The organism is Stenotrophomonas sp. STEN147 (assembly GCF_056757995.1).
Genome location: NZ_JBRRCG010000028.1, coordinates 1 through 21,937 on the forward strand (window position 1 = coordinate 1; position 21,937 = coordinate 21,937).

Here is a 21,937-nt window from a genome sequence, read left to right on the forward strand (position 1 = left end):
CCTGTAGGCTTGGCCGCGGCATCCATGCCGCGGACACCCCCGCGAACCCAACCCGCCCGGCCCCTGACAGTTTCCGCGGGCGTCCAGCCCACGGAGAAGAAAAAAAAGAGCAAACAGCAACACCAACAGCAAAAGCGGCCGACGGGCTGCTTTTGCTTCTGCTCTTCTTTTTTCTTCTGCGTGGGTTGGACGCCGCACAGATCTGTCAGAGGCCGGATGGGTCGGGCCGGGCGGGGTATCCGCGCCATGGATGGCGCGGCTAAGCCCCCAGGGATGGGTTCACGGCGTCCCCGCCTGGCTCGACCCATCCGGCTCAACCGATAACCGCATGCCGCGACCAACCCACGAGGGGCTGCGCCGTTGGCCGGAACCTCACTTGGCCGGCGACATCCACATGTCGATGACGGCGCTGAACACTTCGGTCCCTGCACGGTCGCGCACGCTCACCGTCACCGGCAGCGCATAGCCCTGGGCCGCGACCACGATCGGCTGCGCCGGCAGTGCCACCGCCTGCAGCGTGCCGCGTGCCTTGGCCAGGTACTGCACCTGCATGCCCTTGGGGATCCAGCGCATGCCCTTCGGCAGTGATGCATCAACCATCAGCCCGGCCGTCAGTTCGGCCAGATTGCACATCGCGATCGCGTGCACCGTGCCGATGTGGTTGCGCACCCTGCGCCGGTCCACCAGCGTACCTTCGCAGCGGCCGTTTTCCAGGCGGGTGATGCGCGGCGCGATGCTGGCGAAGTAGGGCGCCTTGAAGCACACCGCGCGCGAGAACAGCCAGGTGCCGGCAGGCCAGCGCTGCAGGCGGTTGTAGAGCGAGAGCAGGGGCGTGGACATGGTGGGATTCCGTTGGGCGGATAAAGCGACGGCGGGCCGAGGCCCGCCGTCGAGGCAACGCGTGTCGCGGGCGATCAGGCGGCCTGCGAGTGCGGGTCCTTGTGCTGGCGGTCGTAGTAGCTGGCCGCGCGCAGTTCGTGGGTGTCGAAGTCGTCCACGGTGATGGTGTCCAGGGTCAGCGTGCGCAGCTCTTCCAGCAGCGTGCGCTCGTCCTGGGTGATCACGCCTTCGGCCACGGCTTCGTCCAGCTGGCTCTGGAAGTCCAGCGCCTCGATGCCCTTGCTCTTCAGCGCCTTCAGGAACTTGCGCTCCACCGGCTCGGCCATGATGGCCTTGGCCAGATAGCTGTTGATGCGGCCGCCCGGGTTGTTCTCGCACGGGGTCAGGAACACACCCTGTGCCAGGCGGTCGCGCGCTTCGTTCGGCGCCATCAGCAGAGCGGCGACGCGACGGCTCAGGCGATCACCCGGTGCTTCGGCGCGGCGGCCCAGCGGGAAGATCAGTGCCCACATCAGCCAGCCGATCGGACGGATCGGGAAGTTGCGCAGGGCGGCCGACAGCGATTCTTCGATCTTGTGCACGCTGTCATGGAAGGCCCAAGCCAGCAGCGGCTGGTCGGCCTGCGGTGCGCCCTCATCGTGGTAGCGCTTGAGCATGGCGCTGGTCATGTAGATGTGGCTCAGCACATCGCCCAGGCGGCCGGACAGCGATTCCTTGAACTTCAGCTTGCCGCCGAGCGTCATCATCGAGATGTCGGCCATCAGCGCCAGATTGGCCGAATAGCGGTCCAGCTTGCGGAAGTAACGGCGGGTGTAGGCATCGCCCGGGGCGGCACCGAAGCGGGCGCCGGTCAGGCCGAACCAGAACGAGCGCACGGCGTTGGAAATGCCGTAGCGGATGTGGCCGAACAGGCTGCGGTCGAATTCCTGCAGGCCGGCACGGGTATCCGGATCCTGTGCAGCCTTCATCTCCTTCAGCACCCACGGGTGGCAGAGAATCGCACCCTGGCCGAAGATCAGCAGGCTGCGGGTCATGATGTTGGCGCCTTCCACGGTGATCGCGATCGGCGCAGCCTGCCAGCTGCGGCCGGCGAAGTTGCGCGGGCCGAGGATGATGCCCTTGCCGCCGATGACATCCATCACGTCCGAGATCACCTCGCGGCTCATGCTGGTGCAGTGGTACTTGGCGATCGCCGACGGTACCGATGGCACGTCGCCGCGGTCGACGGCGGCAGCCGTGGCCTGCGACAGCGCGCTGATCTTGTAGGCCTTGCCGCCGATACGGGCCAGTGCTTCCTCCACGCCTTCAAAGCGGCCGACCGACAGGCCGAACTGCTTGCGGATGCGCGCGTAGGCGCCGGTCACCGCAGCGCCGGCCTTGGCGCCACCGCTGGCGGTGGACGGCAGCGTGATCGAACGGCCCACGGCCAGGCATTCGTTGAGCATGTTCCAGCCCTTGCCGGCCATGGCAGCGCCGCCGATGAGCTGGGTCAGCGGGATGAACACGTCCTTGCCGCGGATCGGGCCGTTCTGGAAGGTCGAGTTCAGCGGGAAGTGGCGGCGGCCGATCTCGACGCCGGCGGTATCGCGCGGCAGCAGGCCCAGAGTGATGCCGATGTCGCGGGTCTCGCCGATCAGGCCATCCGGGTCGTACATGCGGAAGGCCAGACCGATCAGCGATGCGACCGGAGCCAGGGTGATGTAACGCTTGTCGAACGTCAGCCTGACGCCCAGCACCTGCTCGCCATTCCATTCGCCCCGGCAGACGATGCCGTAGTCGGGAATCGATGTGGCGTCGGAGCCGGCAAACGGGCCGGTCAGGCCGAAGCAGGGCACTTCACGACCGTCGGCCAGACGCGGCAGGTACTGGTCCTTCTGCTCCTGGGTGCCGTAATGCACCAGCAGTTCGCCCGGACCCAGCGAGTTCGGCACGCCGACGGTCGAGCTGACCACCGAGGATACCGAGGCCAGCTTCTGGATCACCTTGTGGTGGGCCAGCGCGGAGAAGCCCAGGCCGCCGTATTCCTTCGGGATGATCATGCCGAAGAACTTGTTCTTCTTGATGAAGGCCCACAGCTCCGGCGGCAGGTCGGCGTGGACGTGGGTGATCTCCCAGTCGTTGACCATCCGGCACAGCTCTTCCACCGGGCCATCGAGGAAGGCCTGCTCCTCGGCGGTCAACTGCGGCTTGGGATAGTTGAGCAGGATGTTCCAGTCCGGATCGCCGGTGAACAGCTCGCCTTCAAAACCGACCGAGCCGGTTTCCAGTGCGATGCGCTCGGTCTGCGACAGCGGCGGCAGCACCTTGCGGAACACCTTCATCATCGGACCGGTCAGCAGCGGCTTGCGGATGAACGGCAGCAGCAGCGGTACGGCGATCACGGCCAGCACGGCGGCGGCGGCGATCGTGGCGGTCTGGTTGACGTAGGGGATGAACCAGCAGGCGACCAGCAGCGCGGCGCTGATCAGCGTCCAGGTGACCAGCCGCATGCGGTGGTAGGCGGCGAATGCGCCTGCCAGCAGCAGGGCAAGGAAGGGAAGAACGATGCTCATGAGCGTGCTCCGGTGACGTGCTCGTTTGTGACGGACGAAGCTGCGGCGTCCACCGCAGGCAACACGTCCAGATAGTCCAACACAGTAGCGGTAAAGGCGTCGTTGTCGTCGCCGGCGACCATGTGCGTGGCCTGCGGCAACTGCACGTGGCGCGCGTGCGGGGCCAGCGCCAGGAATTCGGCCACGGTCTGCGGCGTGACCAGGTCACTGCGACCTCCACTGACCAGCAGCATCGGGCACTTCACCTGCCGCGCGGCATCAGCCAGCGCATCCTGGTGCTGCTCGCTGTCGCGGGCCAGCTCGGCGACCAGGCGCGGATCCCAGTGCCAGCGCCAGCGGCCGTGACCATCCTCGCGCAGCAGCGCGCGCAGGGACTGCTCGGATTTGCGAGGCCGGTGCGGCATGTAGGCGGAAATCACGTCGGCGGCCTGGGCCAGCGAGGCGAAGCCATCGGGATGGGCGGTCATGAAGGCGAGGATGCGCTCCACACCCGCGGTATCCCAGCGCGGGGTGATGTCCACCAGCACCATCGCCGAGAACAGGCCCGGCCAGCGCGATTCGGCCAGCAGGCCGAACAGGCCGCCCATCGAGGCGGCGACCAGCACCGGCGGGCGCGGCTGTTCGCCGGCCAGCACGATCAGGTCGTCGGCAAACTGCTCGCCGTGATAGGGCAGGTCGGCGGCATTCCAGTCCGAATCGCCGTGACCGCGGGCGTCGTAGGCCAGCGTCTGCAGGCCGGCAGCAGACAGCGCGCGGGCCGTGGCGTTCCAGGCATGCCGGGTCTGCCCGAAACCGTGGGCGAACAGCACCCGGCCGCGGCGGCCGTGATCGCTGGCCGTGGCGGCCAGCCGTGTGCCGTGCGCGGCTTCCAGACGCAGGTCGTGGAACGCAACGGGAGTGGGGGAAGTAACCATACTTGCTAGTATGGATCGGTTGCGGGGGATGTCAATACTGCATGGTATGGTGCGGCGCGTCAGGTGGCCGGTCTGCACAGCGGAGCCCTTCGGCTGCATCCGCGTACTGCAACGAACCCCGCCGTATGGTTAAATCACTCCATGAATCAACCTGACGCTTCTGCCGGCGAACCGCGCGCCGGCCGCAACAGCCGCCTGAGCGCCGAAGACTGGGCCCAGGCGGCCCTCGATCTGATTGCTGAACAAGGCGTGGGTGCCGTCGCGGTGGAACCGCTGGCGCGGCGCCTCGGCGTCACCAAGGGCAGCTTCTACTGGCATTTCCCCTCGCGCGACGCCCTGCTGCAGGCGGCGTTGGAGCGGTGGGAGCTGTTCGAGCAGGAGCAGGTGTTCGGCAGCCTGGAAGACGTGCCGGATCCGCGCGCGCGCCTGCGTCAGCTGTTCCAGATGGTGGCGCACGAAGTGCAGCCGCACATCATCTACAGCGAGCTGCTGAAGGCGCTGGACCATCCGATGGTGCGGCCGGTGATCGACCGCGTTTCGCAGCGTCGCCTCGATTACCTGATCGCCTCGTTCCGTCAGGCAGGCCTGAGCTCCACCGACGCACGTCATCGTGCGCGCCTGGCCTATGCGGCCTATGTGGGCTTCCTGCAGCTGTCGCTGCAGCTGCAGCAGCCGAAGCAGGCGCGGGAGGATTTCGAGGCCTATGTCGAACACCTGATCGAGACGCTCATTCCGAACGGCTGACGGTTTCCGTTGCCCACGAAAAAGCCGCGACCTGATCGCGGCTTTTTTGTTGCCGGCGCAGGGTGGTACGCGCCGGCAGTGCAGAAAGAACAACGGCCCCTTGCGGGGCCGTTGCTGCAGTCATCGATCGATCAACCGATCAGAACTTCTGCTTGTACTGCATGTACATGTAGCGGCCCGGCAGGTCGTACTGCGGGTCGAACATGTTGTAGGACACTGCGTACGAGACCGGCGGATCCTTGTCCCACGCGTTGTTCAGGCCCAGCATGATGGTGCCCTTCCACGGGGTGTTGTAGCGCACCTGGATGTCGTGGTACGTGGTGGCACCAATGTGGTTCTTGCGACCTTCCGGATCCGAGCAGTAGGCACGGGTGGATGCGCCCAGCAGGCAGTCTTCGGTCATGCCCGACTTGTAGCGCAGGCCGTAGTTGACACCGAAGTCACCGTAGGACCAGTCGACGTACAGGTTGGAACGGACGCGCCAGTACGGATCCTGGTCCAGATAGCGGCCCTGACGGCCATCAACCGGAGCATCTTCGGTCGACTTGGTCTCCCACTTGCTCAGGTAGGTGCCGTCCAGGCTGACGGTGAACTGGCCGAACGAGGTTTCCGGCAGCTTGTACAGCACGCCCAGATCCCAGCCTTCCACCTTGTACGACGCCAGGTTCATCAGCGGCATGTCGACGTTGGTGATGGTGTAGCGCTCGTTGATGGTGCCGTAGTTCGGGTCACGCGTGATCAGACCGCAGTAGGCTGCCTGCTGCTGCGCGGTACCACCGTAGCAACGATCCATGATGTCGCCGATCGCCGGACGGGTGATGGCGTCTTCGATCTTGATCTGCCACCAGTCCAGGGTCACGTTCAGGCCGGAGACGAAGCTCGGGCTCCACACCAGGCCCAGCGTCTTGCTGGTCGAGGTTTCCGGCTTCAGATCCGGGTTCGACTTCCAGGTGAACGGCTCGACGGTCTGCAGCGGGCCAGACTCGCCATCGGTGTTCGGCTGGACGAAGTTCGCCGGAACGCCCTGGGCGATACACTGCGCCAGCACTGCGCCGGTCGGGTTGTTGGCCCGGGCACACGGGTCGGCATAGGTCTCGAACGAATCGGTGTCGCCGCGGTACAGGTTGTTGATGCTCGGAGCGCGGAAGCCTTCGGAATAGTTACCACGCACCATCAGGTCTTCGATCGGCTTCCAGCGGAAACCGAACTTGTTGTTGGTGGTGTTACCGAAGTTGCTGTAGTCCGAGTAACGGGTGGCAACGCTGAAGTCCAGCAGCTGGGCGCCCGGCAGATCGGCCAGGACCGGGATCGACAGTTCCAGGTAGAACTCGTCCAGGTCGTAAGCACCCTTGGTCGGCGCAGCGCCGTTGCCGGTGCTCAGGCCCGCTGCGATGAAGGCGTCGGGGTCGAACTGGCCGCTTTCCTTGCGGTTCTCATAACCAGCAGCGAAGCCCAGCGCACCGGCCGGCAGCTGCACGATCTCACCGGAGATGTTGGCGTAGTAGCTCTTCGACACCAGGCTGGCCGAATCGTGCGCGGTGAACGAGGTGTAGTCGAGTGCCGCCTGCGAGATCGAACCCTCGCCACCCAGCGGATTGATCGGAGCGCAGCCCGGAATGACGGCGCCGCCCGGGGTGAGACAGACAGCCTGGCCGTCACGAAGCGCCGACGGACCGTATGCCTCATCCAGACGCTGGATGTTGAACAGGCCGTAGGTCAGGTCGTTCTGGTCGGTCTTGTCGTAGCGGTAGCCGACATCCCAGTCGAAGTTGCGGTCGGCGAACTCGAAGAAGCCTTCAAAGCCACCGTAGAAGTGCCAGTTCTTGACGTTCTGGTTGAACGAACGGCCGCCGGTTTCATTGAAACGACGGTTCACGCCGGTCAGCTCTTCGCCGTACGGGTTGTACATGCTGTCCGCGCTCAGCGTCATGCCCGTCACCGGCATGGCCGCCAGCAGCTGCTCGGACTTGCGCTCGTTGTACATCGCCTCGGTGCGGAAGGAGACGTTGTCCGTGATGTTGTACGAACCCACAGCGAACAGCGAGGTGCGCTCGTTCGGGGTCAGCAGGTAGTTGTCCGGCGCGGTGTTGTAGCCGTGCACGTTGCTGACGAACGGGGTTTCCACGCCATTGATGATGACGTAGCGCTGGTCATTGCGGACGTAGGAACCCGGGATGCCGGTGCCGCTCTGGCCGCTGAAGAACGGCGGGCCGCCAGCGGAGATCTTGCGATCGCCGGCCATGACTTCCTTCTCGTTCACATAGGACGCGCCCAGCACCAGCGACGCACGGTCGGTGGTGGTGCCGATGGTGAAGTCATAGGCCTCACGCTCGCCGTCGCCCTGGCTGTACTGGCCCTTGTAGAAGTTTGCCTCGGCGCCGTCGAAGTTCTGCTTGGTGATGATGTTCACCACGCCGGCGATGGCATCCGAACCGTAGATGGTCGAAGCGCCGTCCTTCAGGACGTCGATGCGCTCGATCATCGCGGTCGGGATGGTGTTCAGGTCGACGCTGCCGTCCAGACCGGTGGTCCAGCGACGCCCGTTGACCAGCACCAGGGTGCGCTCGGCGCCGAGGTTGCGCAGGCTGACGCCGGCCGAACCGTCACCACCGTTGTTGAAGGTGCGGTTCAGTGCGGCACCGTTGGCGGCGACGCGCTGCAGGATATCGGCAACCGAGGTCACACCCTGCTTTTCGATGTCGGCGCGGGTCAGGCTCAGGACCGGCTGCGAGGTTTCGATGTCGGTGCTCTTGATGCGCGAACCGGTCACCGAAATGCGATCCAGGTTGGTCGCTTCCTGCGCCTGGGCGGTTACGGACGTGGCCGCACCCGCGATCAGCGCGACGACAACAGCGTCACGCAGCTTGTTGGACTGGAAATTCATTGGCTCTCTCTCTCCAAGAAATCTTGGCTGGGGTTATGCCCGGCGGGGAAGCGAAAGTGCGCTTCCAAATCGCGAGGCTGAGCCGATAGTAGCGGGCGCCTGCAAAGAATTAAAGCTGTGTTAATCAAAGCTGTGATTTGTGTAAATTGATGGAATGTCAATACTTTTCAATGGCTTGCAGTAGGGTTTGTGGCATGGCGCCTCGTTTGTTAAAAAAAAATGATGAAAAAAGTTTCCATTGATATGTATCGAAACATGTCGCGGCGGCGAGAAACGCACACATTGCGACAGCGCCGGAGGGGGCGCAAAGGGGAGGCGGTGCACGCAAACGCAACGGGCGCCTTCCGGCGCCCGCGATGTCACTGCATGAGGGAGATGTGAGCGGTCAGAGATCCTGCTCGTAACGCACATACGGCACGGTGCCGTCGTCGTTGCTCTCGTTGCGTGGCGAGAAGGGGTTCTTGCCGCGGCTGATCACGTTCTCGGCGCCGACGGTGAGCTGGCCGGACCACGGCGTCCGCCAGGTCAGGCCGATGCCCAGACCTTCCCACTTGCCAGGGCGGCCGGGTACGTCGACCACGCGACCGATGATGCTGCCGGTGAAGTTGCCGTAACCGGCGCCGAGGCTGAGGCTCTTGCTGTCCCAGCGATCGACCAGGGCCGGCGAGGCATCGGCCAGCGGCACCAGGCGTGCCTTGGCGTAGGTGCCGGCGATGGACACGAATCCTTCGCGGCCGATGTTCTTCTGCGCGAACACGGTCAGGTCGTTCTGCTCCGCACGCAGCGACGGCGTCTTGTTCGGGCCGGCCAGCCAGGCGGGCAGTGTTTCGCGACCGGTGCCGGCGGTGATGCCCAGGCGGCTGCTGCCCCGGTTCAGGGCAGCCGTGCCGGTGAAGCGGCGGCTGCTGAGGTCATCGTCGTCGCCCAGACTGGCCAGCATGCAATGGCTGGCCAGACCGCTGATGCTGGTACTGCTGCTGTTGCTGCAGAGCAGGCCCAGCGAGTCGCCCGACGACAGGCCAAAGGCCGCATCCAGCGAATTGCGGCCGAAATGCCAGCGGGCGCCGGCGGCCTGCTCACCGGTGGGTTCCAGGTAGAGCAGCGCTTCGACCTTGCCGCTGCCCTTGTTCCACACCGGCAACACCGTGCGGGTGTCCTTGCTCTGCGCATGCGCGCCCGCGACCGCGCCAAGGGCGATCAGCAGGGCCAGCGGTAGACGCAGATAGGTACGCATCGGACCAGTTCAGACAGGGACAGACAACGGAAGTTCCCGCAGGGGCGGGGGCTCGATCCTAGGGTGTTTATGATTTCTTAACAAGCCTTGATCCTCCCCAGGTGCAAGACCGGCCGCTTACTGAAGGCGTTCAGGCGCCGGAACAGTCCCCTCGGCACCGTGGAACAGTATGCCGAACTCCGTCAACGGGAAGTGATACTCCCGTCCACAGAATTCGCAACGGACTTCCACCTGGCCGGTGGCTTCGGCCGCCGCACGTGCCTCTTCCTCGCCCAGCGACTGCAGCATCGAAGCGACCCGCTCGCGCGAGCAGGAGCAGGCAAAGGACAGTGGCTTGCTGCCCATCAGCTCCGGGTTCTCCTCATGGAACAAGCGGTGCAGCAGCTGCTCGGCGGGAGTAGCGAGCAGTTCGGCCCTGCCCAGGGTCTCGAACAGGGCGCTGGCGCGTGACCAGCCATCTTCGTCGCCCTCGTCGCCGGGCAGTTTCTGCAGCAGAAGGCCGCTGGCCCCCGTGCGGTCGGCGGCCAGCAGCAGTCGCGTCGGCAACTGCTCGGACTGCCGGAAGTAGTCCTCGAAGGCCTCGTCCAGTTCCGCGGCGCTGAGCCCGACCAGGCTCTGGTAGCGCTGCGGTTCGCGCGGGTCCAGCCCGGGGTTCTCGATGGTGATGGCGAGGAGGGCGTCATCGCCCAGGCTGGACAGGTCGCGCGGCGCGTCGGCGCCTTCGCTGAGCTGGGCGATGCCGCGCAGGGTGCCGGCGGCGGTGCATTCGGCGAACAGCGTACGCAGCGTGGTGCTGCTGCGCAGCTGGATGGACAGGCGGCCGTCGACCTTGGTGTGGCCGGTGAACAGCGCCGAGGCCACGCAGGCTTCGCCGAGCAGCCCGGCTGCGGCGTCCGGGTAATGGGCATGGGACAGGATTTCCTGCCAGGTGGCCTGCAGGCGCACGTGTACGCCGCGGACACCCGCGTCGGGAAGCAGGAAGCGGATCAGGGAATCAGGTTGGGCGGTCATCGGCTCACATCGCGCGGAAACAGGGGTGGTTGCCGGATAATGTGCCGACAGCCAGGCAGAAGAAGGATGCACCACTAATGGGGGCAGGGGGAGAGCAGGACAAGGTGAAGGTGGCCGGGGACGTTCCGCGCCGCCGGCGGTGGCACTGGAAGCGGCTGCTGTGGCTGCCGGTGCTGTTCGTGGCCTTCAGCTGCCTGCAGGTGCTGGTGCTGCGCTTCGTGGATCCGCCTATTTCCAGCGTGATGCTGTGGCGCTACGGGGAGGCGCTGGGGGCGGGCGACTGGGCCTACCGGCTGCACTACCAGTGGCGGGATCTGGACCAGATGGCGCCGAGCCTGCCGATCTCGCTGGTGGCGGCCGAGGACCAGCGCTTCCCCGAACACAGTGGGTTCGATCTGCAGGCCATCGAGAAGGCGCGTGACCACAACGCGCGGGGCGGTCGGCTGCGCGGGGCCAGCACCATCAGCCAACAGGTGGCCAAGAACCTGTTCCTCTGGCAGGGCCGCAGCTGGATCCGCAAGGGCCTGGAGGTCTGGTACACGGTGCTGATCGAAACGCTGTGGCCCAAGCAGCGGATCCTGGAGATGTACGCCAACATCGCCGAGTTCGGTGACGGCGTGTACGGTGCGCAGGCGGCGGCGAAGACGTTCTGGGGCAAGGACGCCGCGCGCCTCAGCCCGGCCGAGAGCGCGCGGTTGGCGGCCGTGTTGCCGGCGCCGCGGCGCTACAGCGCGGCCTCGCCCGGTCCCTATGTACAACGTCGTGCCGCGTGGATCCAGCGGCAGGCCCGGCAGCTGGGCGGCGCTGCGTACCTGGCCGAAGACTGAGGCTCGCGTCTGCGCCGCTGCGCACTGGCGACGTACAATCCGGGCATGATCCGTGAACGCCTCACCGTCGTCATTGCCGCCTGCAACGAAGCTCTGGCGCTGCCGGTACTGCACCCGCGCCTGTGCGCGGTGCTGGATGCGATGCCGGACATCGATGGCCACATCCTTTACGTGGACGACGGCAGCCAGGACGGAACCTGGGAGGTGATCGCCGCGCTGGCGCAGTCCGAGCCACGCGTGTCGGCGCTGAAGCTGTCGCGCAATTTCGGCAAGGAGGCCGCGCTGACCGCCGGGCTGGATCTCGTCCGCGAGGGTGCGGCGATGATTCTCGATGCCGACGGCCAGGATCCACCGGAGCTGCTACCGCAGTTCGTGGCGCGGTGGCGCGAGGGTTATGACAACGTCTATGGCACGCGCCGCGCGCGCGCGGGCGAGAGCTGGGTCAAGCGTGCGACCGCGGCGATGTTCTACCGGGTGATCGGCCGCCTGTCGCGCACCCCCATTCCTGCCGATACCGGCGACTTCCGCCTGCTGTCGCCACGCGCGCTGAGCGCGTTGCGTGAAATGCGCGAGCGCCACCGTTTCATGAAAGGGCTTTTCAGCTGGGTTGGCTTCCGCCGGGTGGCGGTGCCGTACCAGCGCCACCCGCGGGTGGCCGGCAGCAGCAAGTTCAGCCTGTGGCGGCTGTGGAACTTCGCGCTGGAAGGCATCACCGGTTTCTCCACCGTGCCGCTGCGCGCGGCCACCTATCTGGGCCTGGCCACTGCGGCGGTGGCCTTCGTGTTCGGTGTCTGGGTGATCGTGAAGGCCGCGATGTACGGCGACCGCGTGGCGGGCTGGCCGACGATGATGGCGGTGATCCTGTTCCTGGGCGGTGTGCAGCTGATCGCGCTGGGCCTGATCGGCGAGTACCTGGGGCGCCTGTATGAGGAGTCCAAGCAGCGTCCCCTGTACCTGGTTGACGCCTGGCTAGCATCGTCCGTGGCAGACTCCGTCGTGCAACCCACCCTGGGAGGGCAGGCAGATGACGTCGGTACGGCAACTGTTGGACGGCAAGTCCCCTGAAGTACATGCGGTCGCGCCCGGCGCGGCGGTGATCGATGCGATCCGGCTGATGGCCGAAAAGGGCATCGGTGCGGTGCTGGTGATGGAAGGGCCGCGACTGGTCGGCATCCTGTCCGAGCGTGATTACGCCCGCAAGATCGTGCTGCGTGATCGTTCCTCACGCGATACGGCGGTGGCCGAGATCATGACTGCGAAGGTGGTGACGGTGGCGCCCGGCGAACAGGTCGAACATTGCCTGCAGCTGGTCACCGATTACCGTATCCGCCATCTGCCGGTGGTGGAGGGGGGACAGGTGCTGGGCGTGATTTCCATCGGCGATCTGGTGAAGTCGGTGATCGATGCACAGCGTCGAGAGCTGGACCAGCTGCAGCAGTACATCGTGGCGGGATGAGTTTTCGCTGGCGGGCCTGCGGCCCGCCGGCCCGCTGTTCGGAGCCGAAGCCAAAGCCAAAGCCAAAGCCAAAGCCAAAGCCAAAGCCAAAGCGGCGCCTTGCTGATGCGCCGGAAGGCGGAGGGCATGGCCGTGCAGGACACGCCGTAAACCCATCCATGGGGGCTCGATGGCGCCATCCATGGCGCCAACGGTCCTGCACGGCCATGCCCTCCGCTTCTGGATGCATTGCGGCGAACGCGGTGGGTAGCGGCCAATCTGGGTTGGCAACACTTTGTGGTTCCGCGCGCCCCTCAATTCGCGATCCAACAAACGTGCCTACTTCGCGTACTGGCCGCCGCAGTCGGCGTCCTTGCCGGGGCCCAGTTCGATCGTGGCCAGCAGTGCGGCCGGTGGCGCGATGCTTCCCAGCGCCAGGGCGACCGCACCGCGCACGCCCAGCGCCTTGAAATCCGGGCGGAACGAGGGATCCTTGAACGTTCCCGCGATGTGCAGCGGCGAGCGCAGCACCAGGATGCTGCGGTCCTTCGGCCGAGGCTTCAGCAGCAGGTCCAGCGACTCATCGCGCAGGCTGACGGTGCCTTCGCCAAGAATCAGCGTGTCGGTGGTATCGACGGCGAACGTGCGGCTGGTCATCAGCCCCTCGCGTACGCCGAAGTCGGCGAAGGCGCAGCGCAGCGGAATCTGCTTGTCGCCGGTCACCAGGAACTTGACTGCCTCGGTGATGTCCAGCCCGGCCAGTTCCATCACCAGATTGCCGACGTGGCCACGTCCCATTGCCAGGCCCACATCGCCATTGCTGCTGCCCAGCATGGCGGCGATCGAGTTGCCGCGGCCGCTGAGGTCGATTTCGCCACCGATGCCGCCCTTGGCCTGCTCGGCCAGCTTCGCATCCGGGAACAGTTGGCCCAACTGCACGCCGCGCACGCTGGCCTTGAGCGCGGTGGCGATCTGCGGCTGTCGCGCATCCATGCGGATCGTGCTGCGGATGTCACCACCGGCCACACCGAAGTTCAGCGGGTCCAGGCGCAGCACGCCATCGTCCAGCAGCAGATGCGCATCCATATCGTCCAGCGGCAGTGAGGGTGCGTTGATGCGATGTGCCTTCCAGCGCACATCGGCATCCATCGCGCGCAGCTTGCCGAGGTTGTATGGCGTGTCCGGCAGCACCCTGGTACGCGCGGCCACGCGTGCGGCCTCGGCCTTCTGCTCGGCGTTGGCGGTCTCGCCGCTCCCGGTTCTGGGCGGGGCGCCGACAAAGCCGGCCAGATCGTCGAAGTCCAGCCGGCGGGACTCCAGCGTGGCCGTCAGGCGCGGGCGTGCACCGCCTGTTTCGAACTTCACATTGCCGCCGAGATCGCTGTCGCCGACCTTGCCGGTGAACTGCTCGTAGCGCCACACGTTATGGTCGCGCTTGAGGCGCCCCTCCAGGGCATAAGGCGGCGAAGGTGGAATGGCGATGCCCAGCAGGGGATACAGGTCGGCCAGATCCTGGCCACTGAGCGCGAAAGCGAGGTCGAGCACCTGCAGCTGGAAGGGATTGGTCAGGGTGCCACGGGCGACGGCGTGGGTGGCACCTGCGCGCCCATCAAGATGGATGCGGAAGGGATGATCGCTGTCGGTCAGTTCCAGCGGAGATTCGGTGCCGCCGCGAAGGGTGAACGAATTGCCCTGCCAACGGCCCTTGCCCTGCACCAGCAGGGGCGGTGCGGCATCCGCCTGCCTGGGCCGGCCACTACGCACATTGACATGGATGTCGGTGCGACCCGCCGCGTCGATGAACTGCAGGCGGCCGTCATCGATACGCAGCCGCTTGAGCTGGGGTGTGGCGCCGCCGCGGCTGTCACCCAGGAAATCCCAGTTGCCCGGCTCGCCCTTGCGCGGGGCGGTTTCCAGCAGCACGTCGGGACGGGTCAGGCGGATCTCGGGGAGCTGCACGCTGCCCCGCAGCAGGGGCCACACCCGCAGGTCGATTTCGACCCGGTCGGCACTGGCCATGTTCGGCTGCTTCGCCCATGACGCGTTGGCGAACGTGACGGTGTCGGCGCGGATCGTGCTGGTACGGCCGAGGTCGACATCCAGGTGGCCGATCTGCAGCACGCGGCCGGTCCGCGCCTGCACCGCCCGCTCGACTGGCCCCTTGAACCAGTTCCAGTCCCAGAGCGCGATCAACACCAGGATGGCCGCCAGCAGGAACACCAGCACCGCCAGCCAGCGCTGGCCTCGCGGGCCAGGGCGGCGGAAGCGCCAGCGCGACGGACGCGGCGGAACAGGGGAGGCAGTCGCATTCACGCTGCCATGGTTGCCCTGCGCGGGTGGACGCAGCGCGAAGCGTTCATGTGCGCGGTGTGCACAGGAACGCGTACGGCACGGATCTCTACAGCACCTGCATGGTCACCGCGACGAAGTGGCAGACACTGCCGCCGATCACGAACAGGTGCCAGATCGCATGCGAATACGGGATCGATTCGCGGTGATAGAAGTAGGTTCCCAGCGTGTAGGAGAGACCACCGGCCAGCAGCCAGCCCAGCGTCCAGCCATCGATGGAGGCCAGCATGGGCTTGACCGCGACGATCACCAGCCAGCCCATGGCCACGTAGATGGCCGTGGACAGGCGCTTGAAGCGACCGGTATAGAACAGCTTGAACACCACGCCGGCCAGGGCCAGCGTCCAGATCGCGGCGAACAGGCCCCAGCCCCAGGGGCCACGCAGGCCGATCAGCGTGAACGGCGTATAGGTGCCGGCGATCAGTACATAGATCGCGCAGTGGTCGAAGACCTTCAGCCTGCCCTTGGCAACCGGATGCTGGATGGCGTGGTAGAGGGTGGAGGCGGTGTACAGCAGCAGCAGCGCGATGCCGAACACGATCGCACCTGCCAGTTGCCAGCCATCGCCGTAGATGGCGGCCAGGGTGATCAGCACGGCACCCGCACCGAGCGCCAGTACGGCGCCGAGACCGTGGGTCAGCGCACTGGCGATTTCTTCGCGGATCGAAGCAACGGAAGTCGAGGACATGGCGTAGGCATCATTCGCGGGGAGGGGGACCCGCGCCCCCCTATCATCGCCGCGATGGCGGGCGCATGCACGCCCGCCTCCACACGGAAGTCCGATGTCCTGACTGGCCGGATTCAGCCAGCGGTTAGGGTGTGCGCGGCCTCGCGGGTGGCGGCAAAGCGCACGTCGGGCGCGCGCTCCTGCGCCAGCTGCAGGTTGACCCGGGTCGGCGCGAGATAGACCAGATGACCGGCGGCGTCCAGCGCCAGGTTCAGCGCGTTCTTTTCGCGGAACTCTTCCAGCTTCTTCTCGTTGCTGCAGTGGATCCAGCGCGCCGTGGTGACGCTGACCGGCTCGAAGGTGGCTTCCACGCCGTACTCGTCCTTCAGGCGGTAAGCGGCCACGTCGAACTGCAGCACGCCCACCGCACCCAGGATCAGATCGTTGCTGGTCAGCGGCCGGAAGAACTGGGTCGCGCCCTCTTCGGAGAGCTGGGCCAGGCCCTTCTGCAGTTGCTTGAGCTTGAGCGGATCGCGCAGGCGCGCACGGCGGAACAGCTCGGGGGCGAAGTTGGGGATGCCGGTGAAGGTGACCGCCTCGCCTTCGGTGAAGGTATCGCCGATGGAAATGGTGCCGTGGTTGTGGATGCCGATCACATCGCCCGGCCACGCCTCGGCGGCGATTTCACGGTCGCTGGCCATGAAGGTCAGGGCGTTGGCCAGCTTCATTTCCTTGCCGGTGCGCACGTGGAAGGTCTTCATGCCCGCGCTGAAGCGGCCCGAGCACACCCGCATGAAGGCGACGCGGTCGCGGTGCTGCGGGTCCATGTTGGCCTGGATCTTGAACACGAAGCCGGTCAGCTTGCTCTCTTCCGGGGCGATCTCGCGGCCGGTGGTGGCGCGTGCCTGCGGCGACGGCGCGTGCTCGACGAAGAAGTCCAGCAGGGGCTGCACGCCGAAGTTGTTCACGCCCGAACCGAAGAACACCGGCGTCTGCTTGCCCTCGCGATAGGCCTGCAGGTCGAACGGATGGCTGGCGCCCTGCACCAGCTCCAGTTCATCGCGCAGATCGGCCAGCATCTGTGCGCCGATCTTCTCGGCCAGGCCGGGAGCGTCGATCGACGGGAAGATGGTCGAATCCTGGCGGGTGAAGTTGCGACCCGGTTCGTACAGGTGCACCTCGCCGGTCAGCAGGTGGACCACGCCCTTCAGGCGCTGGCCCATGCCGATCGGCCAGGTGACCGGCGCGCACTGGATGCCCAGCACGGTTTCCACTTCATCCAGCAGTTCGATCGGATCCTTGCCCTCGCGGTCGAGCTTGTTGATGAAGGTCATGATCGGGGTGTCGCGCAGGCGGCACACTTCCATCAGCTTGATGGTGCGCTCTTCCACGCCCTTGGCCACGTCGATCACCATCAGTGCCGAGTCCACCGCGGTCAGCACGCGGTAGGTGTCCTCGCCGAAGTCGGCGTGGCCGGGGGTGTCGAGCAGGTTGACGATCTTGCCTTCGTACGGGAACTGCATCACCGAGGAGGTGACGGAGATGCCGCGTTCCTTCTCCAGCGCCATCCAGTCGGAGGTGGCATGGCGGGCCGCCTTGCGGCCCTTGACCGAGCCGGCCATCTGGATCGCGCCTCCGAACAGCAGCAGCTTTTCGGTCAGCGTGGTCTTGCCGGCGTCAGGATGGGAGATGATGGCGAAAGTGCGGCGACGCGACGCTTCGGTGGCGACTTCGGACATGGCAGTGGCGCCCGCCCGGGGCGCTTTTCAAAGAGATAAGCGCCTGATTATACCGGCCGTGGCCGGTCAGCGCCCGGCCGCGCCCTCGGTATCACCCTGGCGGGCGAACTGCAGCTGTCCCTGGGAGGTGAAGATGCGCACGGGTACCGAGCGCAGCGCCATGCCGCGGTTGACCTGCACCACGAAATGCAGGTGCGGGGCGCTGCTGTAGCCGCTGTTGCCGGACAGGCCGATCGGCTGTCCGGCCTGCACGGCCTGGCCACGACGCACGCGCATGCCGCCTGCCTGCAGATGGCCGTACAGCGCCATGCTGCCGTCGCTGTGCAGGACACGGATGAAATTCGCCCTGCCGCCGTCGCGCTCGCGGTCCTGGCCGTTGCCGCGGAAGCCGTCCTGGATCTGCATCACCGTTCCCTCGCGCGCGGCCAGCACCAGCGTCGCCTCGGGCAGGGCGAAGTCCACGGCGTCGCGGTTCTCCTCGTCATCGTGGCTGAACCGGCCCTGCGGCGCCTGGTCCACGCGCAGGCGTGCGGCGTCGAACGGCAGGCGGTAGGCCACGTCTTCGGCGCGGGCGTCGGGACGGCCCGGTACCGACTGCAGGCGTACGTCGAGCGTGCTGCCGCCCACGGGCGAGGGCAGGTGACCGACCACGAAGCTGCTGTCGCCCTGCACCAGCGACCGTACCGGCAGGCCCTCGATGGGGCGCCCGGGTCCAGCGCGCAGTTCAACCTGTAATGGGCCGGCCAGGGTGTTGTCGATCCGGGCCTGCCAGTATTCGCCCACCTGCTGCAGCCGCAGTTGCGCCATGGGGGCCGCCTGGCCGATGCCCTGCGTGCCGGGGGCGGGGGCCGGTGAGGGCACCAGGCCCCAGCCCTGCCGCCAGTCGGCCGCTCCGGCGGTGGTGCTGATCAGCAACGGCAGCAGCAGGCAGGACAAGGGCAGGCGCGGCATCGGGCGTTCCGGACAGGGGGACCGCCGCGACTGTACCTGATCCGCAAAAGGTGGGCCGCAGCGATCGCTCCGGGCATTCATCGCTTTATCCGCATGAAGGGATTGACATGCGCGGAAAGCGATGGCATCGTGGCTCCACCATCGAGACCGGCAGAGGGACAGGCCCTTTGAAGCCGGGGCAGCCCGCAGGCGCGCAAGCGCCGGCGTAGGTGCCAAATCCTGCGGGGACCGTGGCGTCCACCGGAAGATGGTTCGAACCATGCACCGCAGGTGCATCTCGAACGCGAGCCCCGCGAAGGCTCGATGGCCGATTCCCCTAACGGATCCCGCCATGAGCTTCGCCCCCAGCACCACGCTTCGCCCCGAACCCTTTGTCCCCGTCAGCGTGCCGGTCGAAGACCGCGTGCACGCCGAGCGCGGCGAGTTCGCCGCGGTGCTGTCGATGCGCCACGCCGGCGCGTGCCCGGTACGCGTTCGCTACGAATGGGTGGGACCGGTCGATGCACCGGTGGTGGTACTGGCTGGGGGCATCTCCGCCCATCGCCATGTGGCGTCCAACGCGCAGTTCGCCGAGAAGGGCTGGGCCGAGGAACTGGTCGGCAGTGGCCGCACGCTCGATCCGCAGCAGCTGCGCGTTCTGGCGTTCGACTTCATCGGTGCGGATGGCGCGCTGGACGTGCCGATCGACACGGCCGACCAGGCTGACGCGCTGGCCCTGCTGCTGGATCACCTGGGCATCCGCACACTGAAGGCGTTTGTCGGCTACTCCTATGGCGCCCTGGTCGGGCAGCAGTTCGCTGTCCGCCATCGCGCCCGCGTGCGCCAGCTGGTGCTGGCCAGTGGTGCGCACCGTCCGCACCCCTATGCCGCGGCGTGGCGTGCGTTGCAGCGCCGGGCGGTTGCCCTGGGACAGCTGCAATGCGGTGAAGACCATGGCCTGGCACTGGCCAGGCAGTTCGCGATGCTCAGCTACCGCACGCCGGAAGAGTTCGGCGAGCGCTTCGACGCTCCGCCCGAGGTGGTCAACGGCCGCGTCCGTGTGGCCGCCGAGGACTACCTCGACGCGGCGGGCGCGCAGTACGTCGCGCGCACACCGGTGACCGCCTACCTGCGCCTGTCCGAATCGATCGACCTGCACCGCGTGGATCCCACCGCCATCCTGCCGCCAACCGTGGTGGTGGCCGTGGAAGGCGATCGGCTGGTGCCGTTGGCCGACCTGGTCGGCCTGGTCGAAGGGTTGGGTCCGCGCGGCAGCCTGCGCGTGCTGCGCTCCCCATACGGCCACGACGCCTTCCTCAAAGAAACCGATCGCATCGACGCGATCCTCGCTACCGCCTTCCGCACTTCTGGAGAGTCCGCATGAGCCTGCACGCCGCCGAGTCGTCCTGTTGTCGCACCACTGCCGCCGTCCGCGCCGGCATCGATCGTGACACCGCCCATGGCGCGGTCACTCCACCGATCGTGCTGTCGTCGAACTTCAGCTTCGAAGGCTTCGGCAACAAGCGCCAGTACGACTACACGCGCAGTGGCAACCCGACGCGCGACCTGCTGGGCGAAGCACTGGCCGAACTGGAAGGCGGAGCCGGTGGCGTGGTCACCGCCACCGGCATGGGCGCCATCAACCTGGTGCTGAATGCCCTGCTGCAGCCGGGCGACACGCTGGTGGTACCGCACGATGCCTACGGCGGCAGCTGGCGCCTGTTCAACGCGCTGGCGAAGAAGGGGCATTTCGAACTGGTCACCGCCGACCTCACCGACCCGCGCACGCTGGCGCAGGCCCTGGCCACCCAGCCACGGCTGGTGCTGGTGGAAACCCCGTCCAACCCACTGCTGCGCATCACCGATTTGCGCTTCGTCATCGAGGCGGCGCACAAGGCCGGGGCGCTGGTGGCGGTCGACAATACGTTCCTGTCGCCGGCGCTGCAGCAGCCGCTCTCCTTCGGTGCCGATCTGGTGCTGCATTCGACCACCAAGTACATCAACGGCCACAGCGATGTCGTCGGCGGTGCGGTGATCGCACGTGATCCCGCGCTGCACGAACAGCTGGTGTGGTGGGGCAACGCACTCGGGCTGACCGGCTCTCCCTTCGATGCTTTCCTGACCCTGCGCGGCCTGCGCACGCTGGATGCACGCCTGCGTGTGCACCAGGAGAACACGGCCTCGATCGTCGCGCTGCTGGACGCGCACCCCGCCGTGGCCCGGGTGTATTACCCCGGCCTGGCCGACCATCCCGGTCATGCCATCGCCGCACGCCAGCAGAGCGGCTTCGGCGCGATGCTGTCGTTCGAGCTGGCCGACTGCGCCGGCGAGGATCCACATGCTGCCGTGCGCGCGTTTGTCGATGGACTGCGCTGCTTCACCCTGGCCGAATCGCTGGGCGGCGTGGAAAGCCTGGTCGCGCATCCGGCGACCATGACCCACGCAGCGATGAGCGTTGAGGCGCGTGCTGCCGCCGGCATCAGCGAAGGGTTGCTGCGCCTGTCGGTCGGCATCGAGGCCGAGCGCGACCTGCTGGCCGATCTGGGCGCGGCGCTGGCCCGCGCCGAAGCGGTGATCGACGCTGCCGCACGTCGCAAACAGGTGGTGGACGCATGAGCGCGCTGGCTGCCGAGATTCCGGCGCTGGGCGGCGGTCGCCTGGCACTGCTGGGCACCGGCACGGTGGGCTCTGCATTCGTGCAGCGCTACCAGGCCTTGCAGGCGCGCGGCCTGGAACTGCCCAGCGTGCAGTGGCTGGCCAACTCGCGCACTGCGCTGGCCATCGACCGCGATCTGGCCCTGCCGCTGGAACTGGCGCGGCGCGCACCGCGTGGCGGCCAGAGCGTGCCACCGTGGGCCGGTGCCGAAGGGCTGGAGCGTGGCGATGTGGTGGTTGATGCCACCGCCAGCGAAGACGTGGCCGCCCGCCATGCGCAGTGGCTGGCGCGCGGGGTGCATGTGGTGACGGCCAACAAGCTGGGCCGGGGCGGGCAGCTGTCACGCGCGAAGGCCATCGCCGAGAGCTGCGCCGACAGCGGCGCCCGGTACGGCGACAGTGCCACCGTGGGGGCGGGACTGCCGCTGTTGAGCAGCCTGCGCGCGCTGGTGGCCGGGGGGGATCACATCCACGCGATCGAGGGGGTGTTGTCCGGTTCCCTGGCCTGGTTGTTCCATCGCTATGACGGCCGTTCGCCGTTCTCGGCTGCAGTGCGCGAGGCGCTGGCCGCGGGTTATACCGAACCGGATCCGCGCCTGGATCTGTCCGGCGAGGATGTGCGGCGCAAGCTGCTGATTCTGGCGCGCAGCAGCGGACTGGCGCTGGATGCCGCACAGGTGCACGTGGATTCACTGGTGCCTTCGGCGTTGGCTGCGCTGCCGCTGGACGACGCATTGGCCGAACTGGAGCAGCTGGACGCACCGCTGCAGGCGCGCTGGCAGCAGGCGACGGACAGCGGCCGTGTGCTGCGCTTCGTCGGCCGGGTCGACGCTGACGGCGCACAGGTGGGGCTGCGTGAACTGCCGGCCGATCATCCACTGGCGCAGGGGGCGGGCACCGACAACCGCGTCGCGATCCACAGCGACCGCTATCGCACCCAGCCGTTGCTGATCCAGGGACCGGGAGCGGGCGCGGAAGTCACTGCTGCCGCATTGCTGGATGACGTGCTGCGCATCGTGGGATGAGCAGCGTCCCGCTGCGCCCGCCGGGCGTGGCCCGGTGTTATCCGCACCGCTGCGCTCGCCGGGCAAGGGCCCCCGCCCACCACCCAGAAAGGGGCGACCCCCGTTACCCCCGGCCCAACCCCCGGGGACCG

17 protein-coding genes and 1 riboswitch are annotated in these 21,937 nt (G+C 67.0%); of the genes, 7 read left to right on the top strand and 10 right to left on the bottom strand.

The features are described 5' to 3' along the window. Window positions 1-372 precede the first annotated feature (372 nt). From ACVOKU_RS18030 to ACVOKU_RS18040, 3 genes are all read right to left on the bottom strand, one after another. Complete coding sequence (locus ACVOKU_RS18030; RefSeq protein WP_065174794.1) at window positions 373-840, bottom strand: hotdog fold domain-containing protein; 468 nt, start codon at window positions 838-840, stop codon at window positions 373-375. Between the two features lie 74 nt (window positions 841-914). After that, on the bottom strand, window positions 915-3,392 hold the full coding sequence (locus ACVOKU_RS18035; protein WP_481560545.1) for an acyl-CoA dehydrogenase: 2,478 nt from the start codon (window positions 3,390-3,392) through the stop codon (window positions 915-917). Next, window positions 3,389-4,306, bottom strand: coding sequence for an alpha/beta fold hydrolase (locus ACVOKU_RS18040; protein WP_065174796.1), 918 nt, complete (start codon window positions 4,304-4,306; stop codon window positions 3,389-3,391). The genes ACVOKU_RS18035 and ACVOKU_RS18040 overlap by 4 nt, the downstream gene beginning before the upstream one ends. Window positions 4,307-4,447: 141 nt before the next feature. Here ACVOKU_RS18040 and ACVOKU_RS18045 point away from each other — a divergent pair, with 141 nt between their 5' ends. Continuing rightward, window positions 4,448-5,050, top strand: a complete 603-nt coding sequence (locus tag ACVOKU_RS18045; protein WP_053520195.1) for a TetR/AcrR family transcriptional regulator — start codon at window positions 4,448-4,450, stop codon at window positions 5,048-5,050. Window positions 5,051-5,189: 139 nt separating this feature from the next. Here ACVOKU_RS18045 and ACVOKU_RS18050 read toward each other — a convergent pair whose 3' ends face one another. From ACVOKU_RS18050 to hslO, 3 genes are all read right to left on the bottom strand, one after another. After that, window positions 5,190-7,934, bottom strand: coding sequence for a TonB-dependent receptor (locus ACVOKU_RS18050; protein ID WP_481560546.1), 2,745 nt, complete (start codon window positions 7,932-7,934; stop codon window positions 5,190-5,192). A 385-nt stretch (window positions 7,935-8,319) separates the two neighbouring features. Further along, entirely contained in the window at window positions 8,320-9,168 is an 849-nt protein-coding gene (locus tag ACVOKU_RS18055; RefSeq protein WP_128990771.1) for an XOO1806 family protein, read from the bottom strand. A 117-nt stretch (window positions 9,169-9,285) separates the two neighbouring features. Continuing rightward, a complete protein-coding gene (gene hslO / locus ACVOKU_RS18060; RefSeq protein WP_481560547.1) occupies window positions 9,286-10,179 on the bottom strand; it encodes an Hsp33 family molecular chaperone HslO in 894 nt (297 codons plus the stop codon). Window positions 10,180-10,256: 77 nt separating this feature from the next. Between hslO and mtgA the strand changes: the two genes are divergently transcribed. The 3 genes from mtgA to ACVOKU_RS18075 are packed head-to-tail and all read left to right on the top strand — an operon-like array spanning window position 10,257 to window position 12,462. After that, a complete protein-coding gene (gene mtgA / locus ACVOKU_RS18065; RefSeq protein ID WP_053520199.1) occupies window positions 10,257-11,006 on the top strand; it encodes a monofunctional biosynthetic peptidoglycan transglycosylase in 750 nt (249 codons plus the stop codon). Window positions 11,007-11,051: 45 nt separating this feature from the next. Then, window positions 11,052-12,071 carry a glycosyltransferase family 2 protein gene (locus ACVOKU_RS18070; RefSeq protein ID WP_065174800.1) on the top strand — a complete coding sequence of 340 codons (1,020 nt, stop codon included), beginning with the start codon at window positions 11,052-11,054 and terminating at the stop codon, window positions 12,069-12,071. Further along, the gene (locus tag ACVOKU_RS18075; RefSeq protein WP_053520201.1) at window positions 12,031-12,462 is read left to right on the top strand and encodes a CBS domain-containing protein; all 432 of its coding nucleotides are present in this window, start codon (window positions 12,031-12,033) and stop codon (window positions 12,460-12,462) included. The genes ACVOKU_RS18070 and ACVOKU_RS18075 overlap by 41 nt, the downstream gene beginning before the upstream one ends. A 318-nt stretch (window positions 12,463-12,780) precedes the next feature. Here the strand turns inward: ACVOKU_RS18075 and ACVOKU_RS18080 are convergent, their stop codons facing one another. From ACVOKU_RS18080 to ACVOKU_RS18095, 4 genes are all read right to left on the bottom strand, one after another. After that, window positions 12,781-14,754: an AsmA family protein gene (locus tag ACVOKU_RS18080; RefSeq protein WP_481560548.1), complete on the bottom strand. Its 1,974-nt coding sequence runs from the start codon at window positions 14,752-14,754 to the stop codon at window positions 12,781-12,783. 85 nt (window positions 14,755-14,839) lie between these two features. Next, a complete protein-coding gene (gene trhA, locus ACVOKU_RS18085) occupies window positions 14,840-15,478 on the bottom strand; it encodes a PAQR family membrane homeostasis protein TrhA (protein WP_481560549.1) in 639 nt (212 codons plus the stop codon). Between the two features lie 113 nt (window positions 15,479-15,591). Then, window positions 15,592-17,196 carry a peptide chain release factor 3 gene (locus ACVOKU_RS18090; RefSeq protein ID WP_065174802.1) on the bottom strand — a complete coding sequence of 535 codons (1,605 nt, stop codon included), beginning with the start codon at window positions 17,194-17,196 and terminating at the stop codon, window positions 15,592-15,594. A gap of 66 nt (window positions 17,197-17,262) precedes the next feature. Next, on the bottom strand, window positions 17,263-18,147 hold the full coding sequence (locus ACVOKU_RS18095) for a M23 family metallopeptidase (RefSeq protein WP_481560550.1): 885 nt from the start codon (window positions 18,145-18,147) through the stop codon (window positions 17,263-17,265). Between the two features lie 135 nt (window positions 18,148-18,282). Continuing rightward, window positions 18,283-18,401: riboswitch (SAM riboswitch) on the top strand. A 77-nt stretch (window positions 18,402-18,478) separates the two neighbouring features. On the opposite strand from ACVOKU_RS18095, the gene metX reads away from it, so the two are divergent. From metX to ACVOKU_RS18110, 3 genes are read left to right on the top strand one after another with little or no spacing between them, the layout of a single operon-like run. Continuing rightward, on the top strand, window positions 18,479-19,510 hold the full coding sequence (metX, locus tag ACVOKU_RS18100; RefSeq protein ID WP_053519886.1) for a homoserine O-succinyltransferase MetX: 1,032 nt from the start codon (window positions 18,479-18,481) through the stop codon (window positions 19,508-19,510). Continuing rightward, the gene (locus tag ACVOKU_RS18105; RefSeq protein WP_481560551.1) at window positions 19,507-20,742 is read left to right on the top strand and encodes an O-succinylhomoserine (thiol)-lyase; all 1,236 of its coding nucleotides are present in this window, start codon (window positions 19,507-19,509) and stop codon (window positions 20,740-20,742) included. The genes metX and ACVOKU_RS18105 overlap by 4 nt, the downstream gene beginning before the upstream one ends. Beyond that, complete coding sequence (locus tag ACVOKU_RS18110; protein WP_197601062.1) at window positions 20,739-21,806, top strand: homoserine dehydrogenase family protein; 1,068 nt, start codon at window positions 20,739-20,741, stop codon at window positions 21,804-21,806. Before ACVOKU_RS18105 ends, ACVOKU_RS18110 begins: the two co-directional genes overlap by 4 nt. Window positions 21,807-21,937 lie beyond the last annotated feature (131 nt).

What these genes read in the sequence shown, in the direction of transcription:
- ACVOKU_RS18030 (WP_065174794.1), bottom strand. Translation starts at nt 840, where the DNA reads ATGTCCACGCCCCTGCTCTCGCTCTACAACCGCCTGCAGCGCTGGCCT.
- ACVOKU_RS18035 (WP_481560545.1), bottom strand. Translation starts at nt 3,392, where the DNA reads ATGAGCATCGTTCTTCCCTTCCTTGCCCTGCTGCTGGCAGGCGCATTC.
- ACVOKU_RS18040 (WP_065174796.1), bottom strand. Translation starts at nt 4,306, where the DNA reads ATGGTTACTTCCCCCACTCCCGTTGCGTTCCACGACCTGCGTCTGGAA.
- ACVOKU_RS18045 (WP_053520195.1), top strand. Translation starts at nt 4,448, where the DNA reads ATGAATCAACCTGACGCTTCTGCCGGCGAACCGCGCGCCGGCCGCAAC.
- ACVOKU_RS18050 (WP_481560546.1), bottom strand. Translation starts at nt 7,934, where the DNA reads ATGAATTTCCAGTCCAACAAGCTGCGTGACGCTGTTGTCGTCGCGCTG.
- ACVOKU_RS18055 (WP_128990771.1), bottom strand. Translation starts at nt 9,168, where the DNA reads ATGCGTACCTATCTGCGTCTACCGCTGGCCCTGCTGATCGCCCTTGGC.
- hslO (WP_481560547.1), bottom strand. Translation starts at nt 10,179, where the DNA reads ATGACCGCCCAACCTGATTCCCTGATCCGCTTCCTGCTTCCCGACGCG.
- mtgA (WP_053520199.1), top strand. Translation starts at nt 10,257, where the DNA reads ATGGGGGCAGGGGGAGAGCAGGACAAGGTGAAGGTGGCCGGGGACGTT.
- ACVOKU_RS18070 (WP_065174800.1), top strand. Translation starts at nt 11,052, where the DNA reads ATGATCCGTGAACGCCTCACCGTCGTCATTGCCGCCTGCAACGAAGCT.
- ACVOKU_RS18075 (WP_053520201.1), top strand. Translation starts at nt 12,031, where the DNA reads ATGACGTCGGTACGGCAACTGTTGGACGGCAAGTCCCCTGAAGTACAT.
- trhA (WP_481560549.1), bottom strand. Translation starts at nt 15,478, where the DNA reads ATGTCCTCGACTTCCGTTGCTTCGATCCGCGAAGAAATCGCCAGTGCG.
- ACVOKU_RS18090 (WP_065174802.1), bottom strand. Translation starts at nt 17,196, where the DNA reads ATGTCCGAAGTCGCCACCGAAGCGTCGCGTCGCCGCACTTTCGCCATC.
- ACVOKU_RS18095 (WP_481560550.1), bottom strand. Translation starts at nt 18,147, where the DNA reads ATGCCGCGCCTGCCCTTGTCCTGCCTGCTGCTGCCGTTGCTGATCAGC.
- metX (WP_053519886.1), top strand. Translation starts at nt 18,479, where the DNA reads ATGAGCTTCGCCCCCAGCACCACGCTTCGCCCCGAACCCTTTGTCCCC.
- ACVOKU_RS18105 (WP_481560551.1), top strand. Translation starts at nt 19,507, where the DNA reads ATGAGCCTGCACGCCGCCGAGTCGTCCTGTTGTCGCACCACTGCCGCC.
- ACVOKU_RS18110 (WP_197601062.1), top strand. Translation starts at nt 20,739, where the DNA reads ATGAGCGCGCTGGCTGCCGAGATTCCGGCGCTGGGCGGCGGTCGCCTG.